General features: G+C 62.4%; 6 protein-coding genes. All 6 read right to left on the bottom strand.

Annotated features, from left to right (window positions below; genetic code table 11):
* Positions 1–592 precede the first annotated feature (592 nt).
* Positions 593–1,519 (bottom strand): ArdC family protein, encoded by a 927-nt coding sequence (locus AX760_RS25925; RefSeq protein WP_083531359.1) that lies wholly within the window; start codon positions 1,517–1,519, stop codon positions 593–595.
* 286 nt (positions 1,520–1,805) lie between these two features.
* The gene (locus AX760_RS25920; protein ID WP_071835906.1) at positions 1,806–2,393 is read right to left on the bottom strand and encodes a hypothetical protein; all 588 of its coding nucleotides are present in this window, start codon (positions 2,391–2,393) and stop codon (positions 1,806–1,808) included.
* Positions 2,394–2,883: 490 nt separating this feature from the next.
* Complete coding sequence (locus AX760_RS25915; RefSeq protein WP_071835904.1) at positions 2,884–3,120, bottom strand: hypothetical protein; 237 nt, start codon at positions 3,118–3,120, stop codon at positions 2,884–2,886.
* Positions 3,117–4,028 (bottom strand): DUF7007 domain-containing protein, encoded by a 912-nt coding sequence (locus tag AX760_RS25910; protein ID WP_083531358.1) that lies wholly within the window; start codon positions 4,026–4,028, stop codon positions 3,117–3,119. Before AX760_RS25910 ends, AX760_RS25915 begins: the two co-directional genes overlap by 4 nt.
* Positions 4,025–4,501, bottom strand: coding sequence for a hypothetical protein (locus tag AX760_RS25905; RefSeq protein ID WP_071835902.1), 477 nt, complete (start codon positions 4,499–4,501; stop codon positions 4,025–4,027). The genes AX760_RS25910 and AX760_RS25905 overlap by 4 nt, the downstream gene beginning before the upstream one ends.
* A gap of 96 nt (positions 4,502–4,597) precedes the next feature.
* On the bottom strand, positions 4,598–6,379 hold the full coding sequence (locus tag AX760_RS25900; RefSeq protein WP_071835901.1) for a ParB N-terminal domain-containing protein: 1,782 nt from the start codon (positions 6,377–6,379) through the stop codon (positions 4,598–4,600).
* Positions 6,380–6,491 lie beyond the last annotated feature (112 nt).

The raw sequence follows: 6,491 nt of genomic DNA, 5'->3' as shown, positions 1-6,491 counted from the left end.
GCCGGGGTCCCGCCGCGCTTAGGCAATGGGGTGGCATAGGGCCGCAATGCAATGGAGGGCGGCAGGCCGCTGATTTGTTAGTCGGAGAGGAGGGTGGCGCAGCCGGACGGGGTAAGAAATCTGCGGAAGCCGTTGCGGGAAAACGATCGAGGCGCAGCCGCTCTCCGGTCAGACATGCCCCATCGAGCCCGCAAATGGAGCGCCGGAAACAGGGGATTGGACATAGCGGTGGCGGTCTCGACGTTCGGCCCCTTTAGGAAGGGCATGCGCTGGCGTGATCTCCTGAAGCAACCTGCTGATAGCCGTTAATCCCCAGCCGAATTGCTTCCCTGGCAAGAGCACAGTTGTGGCCACTCAAACGCGCTCTATCGTTCGTCAGCGAATCGTGGCCCGGAGGATCCATGCGCCAGCAGACAAAGTCGTTCATCGTTGAGCGAAAGCCGTCCCGTAAACTCAGGCACGATACCAACAAGCCCTCGATTTGGGGAAAGCTGGATCTCAGGCCGCAAGAGGACCCGCACGTGGAACGGGACTTGGTCGAGGTAACAGCCGCCGGCGGGGCCGACGACCGTCGCTGATCGTCCAGTTGACCTCAAGCCGCCCTGATCCCGGTCTCCGCTGCCCCCTGCAGATCATAAAGAAGACTCACGGCGCGCTGCGCATGGGCGGCCGCCTGGAATATCGCACGCTTGTCGTCTGACAACACACGCAGCCAAGACTGCAGGTAAGAAGCGTGATCGGATCGCGGCTCCAGTTCCGGAACGATGCCAAGGTCGGCGCAAAGGAAGCAACTGCCGAGTTCGGCGATCAGCTCTTCGCGCGCGCGTTCGGTTTTATCCTTGGCGTAACGGCTGAGATCGCGGCCGACCCGGGACGGATGCGCTGTCCAATGCGTGGCTTCATGGCTGAGCGTCGCCACATAGCCGGTGGCATCGTGAAACGTCTCGAACGGCGGCATCTGGATATGATCCGTCACCGGCGAATAGTAGGCTTGGCCGCCGCCATGCCGGATCACTGCGCCGGTGTTACGGAAGAAGCGATCGGCCTGCCCGATCCGTTCCACCGGATCGACAACAGGCACCGGTTGCTCATGATAACGTTCAGGAAGCCCATCGATCTGTTCGACGTTAAAAACGGAATAAGCCTTGAGGAAGGGTATTTCACGGTCGACCTCATTGCCCTGACCGTCGTTCTCGGACTTGGTAAAGCGGCTGGCGAAGACCACCGTCGAGCCGGTTTCGCCCTTTCGCACCGCGCCACCGAGCTCGAGCGCCTGATTGAACGTCATCCAAATCGACGAGGAGAACCCCCGCGCGACGCTTTCCGACCAAAGAAGCAGCACGTTCATGCCCGAATAGGGTAGGCCATTGTGCCGGAGTGGCCGGGTGATGCGCGATTGCGCGTTCGCCACACTCCACGGCTTCATCCAGGGGCGAACGCCCTGCTCGAGATCGGCCACGATCCGGTCGGTGATCCGGGTATAGATGTCGCAGCTAGCGCCTGTCGATTTCCTATTCATCTTCATTTCTCCTTATTGTCCAACCGCGTCGATCGCGGTCCGTCACGGAGGTCCTGACGCAGGAGGCAAAGGGTTTCCTGCGCACCCGGAGGGCCAGAACGAAGAAGAGGACGGCGCAGCCGTTGCGCAGGTATGCCGGCTCCTGCAGGACAACCGGCCGGGACGAGCCGCGATCAGCCCAGCACTCTCTGAATTTAGCTCTCGACATGAAAAAGGGCCGGTCCCGACAGGAACCGACCGATGCGGACGGGAAAAAGGAGTGGGGCCGGAACCCCGCCTGATTGGCTCAGCCGAGAGCGTCCATCTGTGCGGCGGCAGCCTTGCGGTCGAGACTGGCGCCGGGGTTTTCGACCGGGCGATCGAAGGGCTTCCAGGTCTCGCCGATCACCTGTTCGTAGGCAGCAATGGCCCCCTCGGCTGCCATCCTCAGCGAATGGGCCTGGATGCCCATGTCGGCTGCAAACTCTCGCTTGCGTTGGGCGGCGCTGTCATAGCCGACCGGGCCGTCGAGATCCTCGTCGCGGGCGTCGTTCGACGCCTTGGCCGTCGCGTCACGGGCCTCGGATACTGCGCGGGAGTAGAACTGGCCGGCGCCATGCGCCGATCCGACGAAGGCGCCGACGATGCGCTGGAGATGGATCTGCATGGCTTTTTCGCCAAGGCCCTCGCTGAGGCTTGCGGCGCTCTCGGTGAGCAGCCGTTCGTGGTCGTCACGGATGCCATCGCTATCGACGACGACGTTACCAAAACTCTCGGCGATCTTGAGTGCCTGCGCGCTGTCGGGGCAGGTGAGGCGGACCATCTCGACGGTGGCGCCCTTGCGGAGTTGGACAATGCGGGCTGACGAACGGTTGGATGCGGCTTGCTTGGCCATGTCGGTTTCCTTTTCGGTTCTCCGAAGCGGTTCCGGCCCCGTGCCGGTCTGCCCTTCGGCGCGGTCAAAAGGAACCGGTGGAAGGCGGGCGCTTTCACAGGTCCGGGACGGCCAAGCGAGCAAATCCGGTTTGCGGCCAAGCGGGTGGCACACCTGCGAAGGACGCGGACCTGATTTGCGAAACGAGGTGGGTCCGGCCGCACCGCGGCGCGCCAGCGGCCTTGAAACGACCGGTCGCCGGTTTAGACCGCAACGAACACGAAGGGCAGGCCGGCGCGGGCACGCGACCAGCAACAGAACCGATCGTGGAAACACATGGCCAGGCTCCGGATATACCGTCTCCACCGCCGCATCCTAAAGCGCCGCTGATAACACCAAGCCGAAATCAGCCTCACGCTGCCAGCTGCAAACCACCCATGTCGAGCTTTGATATGATAACCGCGATGGCGCGGTCCTGCCGTTCGAGCTTGCGGACAAGCGCCTCGATCTCTCAGCGCCGCTTGAAAGCGAGGGGCTCGACGTGGCTCTGATACAGCGTTGCATCCGACCGCGTCCAGCGGGCACCGGATCGCTTGTGGGTGCGATTGCCGGATTTGGCCTTCTCGGTCACGGTCAGACGCTCGGCACGTCCTTCGATCTGCCGTTGCACGCGATCGAGGTGATGCGCCGTCTCGCGCCGAACAGCCTCCATGCGCGCAACCAGACTCTGCGGGTTCCCAGCGGTCATGACAGGGTCTTTCGCCGCGGCCAGCCGAGGAAGTTGGACGGACCGTCGTAGATAGCGTGCCGCTGTCCATCGATGACGAAGCCGAAGCGGCCACGCGTGTCGTACTCCGAACTTGGTACCAGAAAGCGTCGCTCCTCGTCCTGGGCGGTGCTGGCACGGCTGCGCCTCGCCACAACCTCGACCATGCCGGCGTGGTGCGTGGAGGTGATAGCGGAAGCCACCACCCAGTCGTGAACATGCGTCCGCTCGAAGACTGCTTTGTCCTTTGACCAGGACTCGCCCGGCTCAAGCCGGCGACCATGGATCCGCTCCCACTCGGACGGCCAGGCGTTGCGCAGCGTCTCATCGGCACATGACCGCTCATAGGTCGTGAACACATCAGGAAATATCAGGGCAACGATGGCCCACTCCGTATCCTCTTCGTACCAGCCAGAGGCGTTTCGCAACACTTCCAGGACTTTGTCATTGCGCGCGGCGGACAGATGGAAACCGCCATGGCCTGATGTCGCGTGGAACACGATGCCGTCGGCATAGATCGTCGCATGCTGGGACGCGCCCCATGGCGTACTGCAGGACATGCGGACCTGTTCGCGGCTGAGGTTGGCGAGTTCGGCCTTGTGCCGGGCCGTCTCAACGACCCGGGCACGGAACGCCGCCTCGTTGTCCAGACGCCCTTCATGTCCATGGAAGTCCCGCCGCTTCAGGTCTGCCAAGGGGCGGGTCAGCCGCCATGCGCTGGCGAGAAAGTTTTCGCGGCCATCGGCCGTCGGGACCATGGCAAGGGTGGTATCGCCGATGCGTGCGACCGGAAAACCGTCCGCACTTGTGCCAAACTCCACACCTGGTTGGTCATGTGCTTGGCCGGGGATGGGAGCGATCGTGTCGTTTGAAGGATGAGGGTACGTCATGCCGCAGTCCTCCCTTCGACATGATCGACAGCGATTTCGTCAGCCGTGACCTCTTCCAGAACGGCAAGTGGATACCGGTGAACCTTCAGCCATGCCTCGGCTGCCACAATGTTCTCGGCGAGATGGATCAGTTCATGGGAGGGACCGGGGCGGTCAAAGATCCTGATCGACCCGAGCGGCGGACGCTCCAGAACCTTGAATGCGAGATTGCTGTCGAGCCCGAATGTTCTTGAGATCGTGACCATGATGGTGGTTCCGCTGACGATATTGCCTTCATGCAGGGTGAAGGACGCGGGCGTAGTGTAGGTGCCGCGCGTGCGCGGACCATCCTTGCGGATCAACCGGCCCTGGCTGTTGCGGGTCTCCCAGGCGGCCAGCTTCTTTTTATGGCGTTCAGGCGGGCGTGGGGTGCCATCCGACCATACGACGATGGAGCCGATCGGGGCGAGATCATAAATCAGGGATGCGGACATGGGTTTCTCCTTGTCGGTTCTGCAGTTGCTGGAAACAAAACCGCCGCCGGTTGTGGCCGGCGGCGGAGACTGTTCGGAACAGTGGGGATGCGGCCGCTATTCTGCCGCGATCGCGTAGGCGTCCTGCTCGTCATCGGGACTGGTCACCTCTGCAGCATCGCCGACGACGGCGGCCGTGTCTTCCTCGTCGGCCGGATCCAGATCCTCGTCGGCCATGGCGCCTGCAGCAGCGCCGTCTTCACTGTCGTCCTCTCCGGTTTCAACCGCCAAATCTTCACCGTCGAGCATGTCGGAATGGCTGACCAGATCGGCGACGTCGTTCGGATCGGGCGCAAACAGGGCAGACGAATGGACGAGGTGCCCGTCCCTGAAGTGATCGACGAGAGCCGAGCGGGTCTCGCGCACTTTCTGGCGAGGCGTCAGGTTTGCCTCTTTGGCTGTCGCTTCCAGGGACTGCCGGGACAGGCACAGGAGGAAGTCCTCCGAACCCATATTCGGCAGGTACCCGTCTGCGCCGATGGCATCACCGGCAATACAAGACACCACACCGCTGTTCGACATGCCACGGCGGCATGACAGGACGTCGATCAGCATCGAGCGGGCGGCGACACGCAGCGTCTCTCTGTCGAAGGAAAGCTTGCCGTCTTCTGAGATGAGGCGGGCGGCGTGGCGCTTGAACCGCTTGGCGCCAAACACGGCATCGCTGGCGCCGGAATCAACGCGGACATTCTGGCCGGCAAAGGCAAGAACCAGCAGCGCCATCAGCGTATCGTCCTCGATCGGCGCGCGGCCGAGCGCTTCATGCAGCGCATCGGTGCGGAAATCGCCGATCATGTCCTGCCCCTTCTGCGTGACGTCAGGCCGAGATTTGGGTGCCTCGATGATCGTGTCATCAGCGCCGGTCTCACCACCTATTGTTGACGCACCGCTTTTGCCCGCCGCCTTTTTGAAGTCTTCCGGCATGCGGAAGGCGACAGACTGCACCTTGCCGTCGCGGTCGAGATACATGGCAACGTGATCGGATTTTGCGGGCTTGCCGTAGATGCGCTCCGCCTTCTTCGGAAGCTCCGGCTGACCGTAGCCATTCACGTCAACGATTGTCCCTTTCTTCGGAAGGTTGTTGGTCATCCACTCCTGCTGGGCGCCGAGAAACGCTTCGACGTTTGTTGTGTAGCGGCAGTCCTCATCAGCCGGCGCAAACAGATCCTCGATCCATTCGATGCCGTAGGCGCTGGCAAGGTCATCGCCGAAGCTTGCATCTCTCGCAAACATCCGCGTCTTCGAGAGCGCCCGCGAGACAGAGTACCAATCGGCCCGATCGTTCTTTTTCGGCTTCAGCGCTTTCCAGGCCTCTTTCTGTTCGTCGAGCGAGGCCGCCGCGATCGCGCGCAGTTGCTGTTCGTTCGGCATATCGCCGAGCGTCATCTGGTCCAGCATGGCGGGCAAAACATTGGCGAGAAGCCTGAGCTTGCGGATCTGGCGCACCGGCAGGGCCAGTGCCACGCCGATCGCCTCCTCTGTCCAGCCAAGTGCCACCAGTCGTTCGATGCCGCGCCACTGGTCGACAGGGTTCAGCGGCTCACGGGCGATGTTCTCCACCATCGAGCGCATGACGCCATTGTCGTTGGCAGGCTCGACGACGAGAATATCGATTTCGTCCAGACCAGCGGCAACAGCCTGTCGCACACGGCGATGACCCGCCTGGATGACATAGCCATTCCCACCATCAGTCTCAGGGGATACGACCGGTGGCTGGAGAATACCGACGGCCTTGACCGTCGCCAAAAGCAGCGCATCGGACTGCGGTGTCGATTTCGTGCGGCGAGCATCATCGGGATTGTCCTTCAGCGCACGGGGATCGAGTTTCATAATCTGCATGGGAATTGCTCCTTCCGGGGTCCTGGAGCGGCGGTTGCCACCCCTTCCTGTCTTCATTTCTTTTCGAAGACATCTTCCGGACCGCAGGGCGGGAAGACCGGCGCAACTGCGC

The organism is Pararhizobium antarcticum (assembly GCF_001885585.1).
In the GTDB taxonomy this organism is placed as follows: Bacteria; Pseudomonadota; Alphaproteobacteria; order Rhizobiales; family Rhizobiaceae; genus Pararhizobium; species Pararhizobium antarcticum.
This window is presented reverse-complemented; position numbering and strand designations above follow the sequence as displayed.

Excerpts from the sequence above, each read along its gene's own strand:
- AX760_RS25925 (WP_083531359.1), bottom strand. The coding sequence starts at position 1,519 with ATGAATAGGAAATCGACAGGCGCTAGCTGCGACATCTATACCCGGATC.
- AX760_RS25920 (WP_071835906.1), bottom strand. The coding sequence starts at position 2,393 with ATGGCCAAGCAAGCCGCATCCAACCGTTCGTCAGCCCGCATTGTCCAA.
- AX760_RS25915 (WP_071835904.1), bottom strand. The coding sequence starts at position 3,120 with ATGACCGCTGGGAACCCGCAGAGTCTGGTTGCGCGCATGGAGGCTGTT.
- AX760_RS25910 (WP_083531358.1), bottom strand. The coding sequence starts at position 4,028 with ATGACGTACCCTCATCCTTCAAACGACACGATCGCTCCCATCCCCGGC.
- AX760_RS25905 (WP_071835902.1), bottom strand. The coding sequence starts at position 4,501 with ATGTCCGCATCCCTGATTTATGATCTCGCCCCGATCGGCTCCATCGTC.
- AX760_RS25900 (WP_071835901.1), bottom strand. The coding sequence starts at position 6,379 with ATGCAGATTATGAAACTCGATCCCCGTGCGCTGAAGGACAATCCCGAT.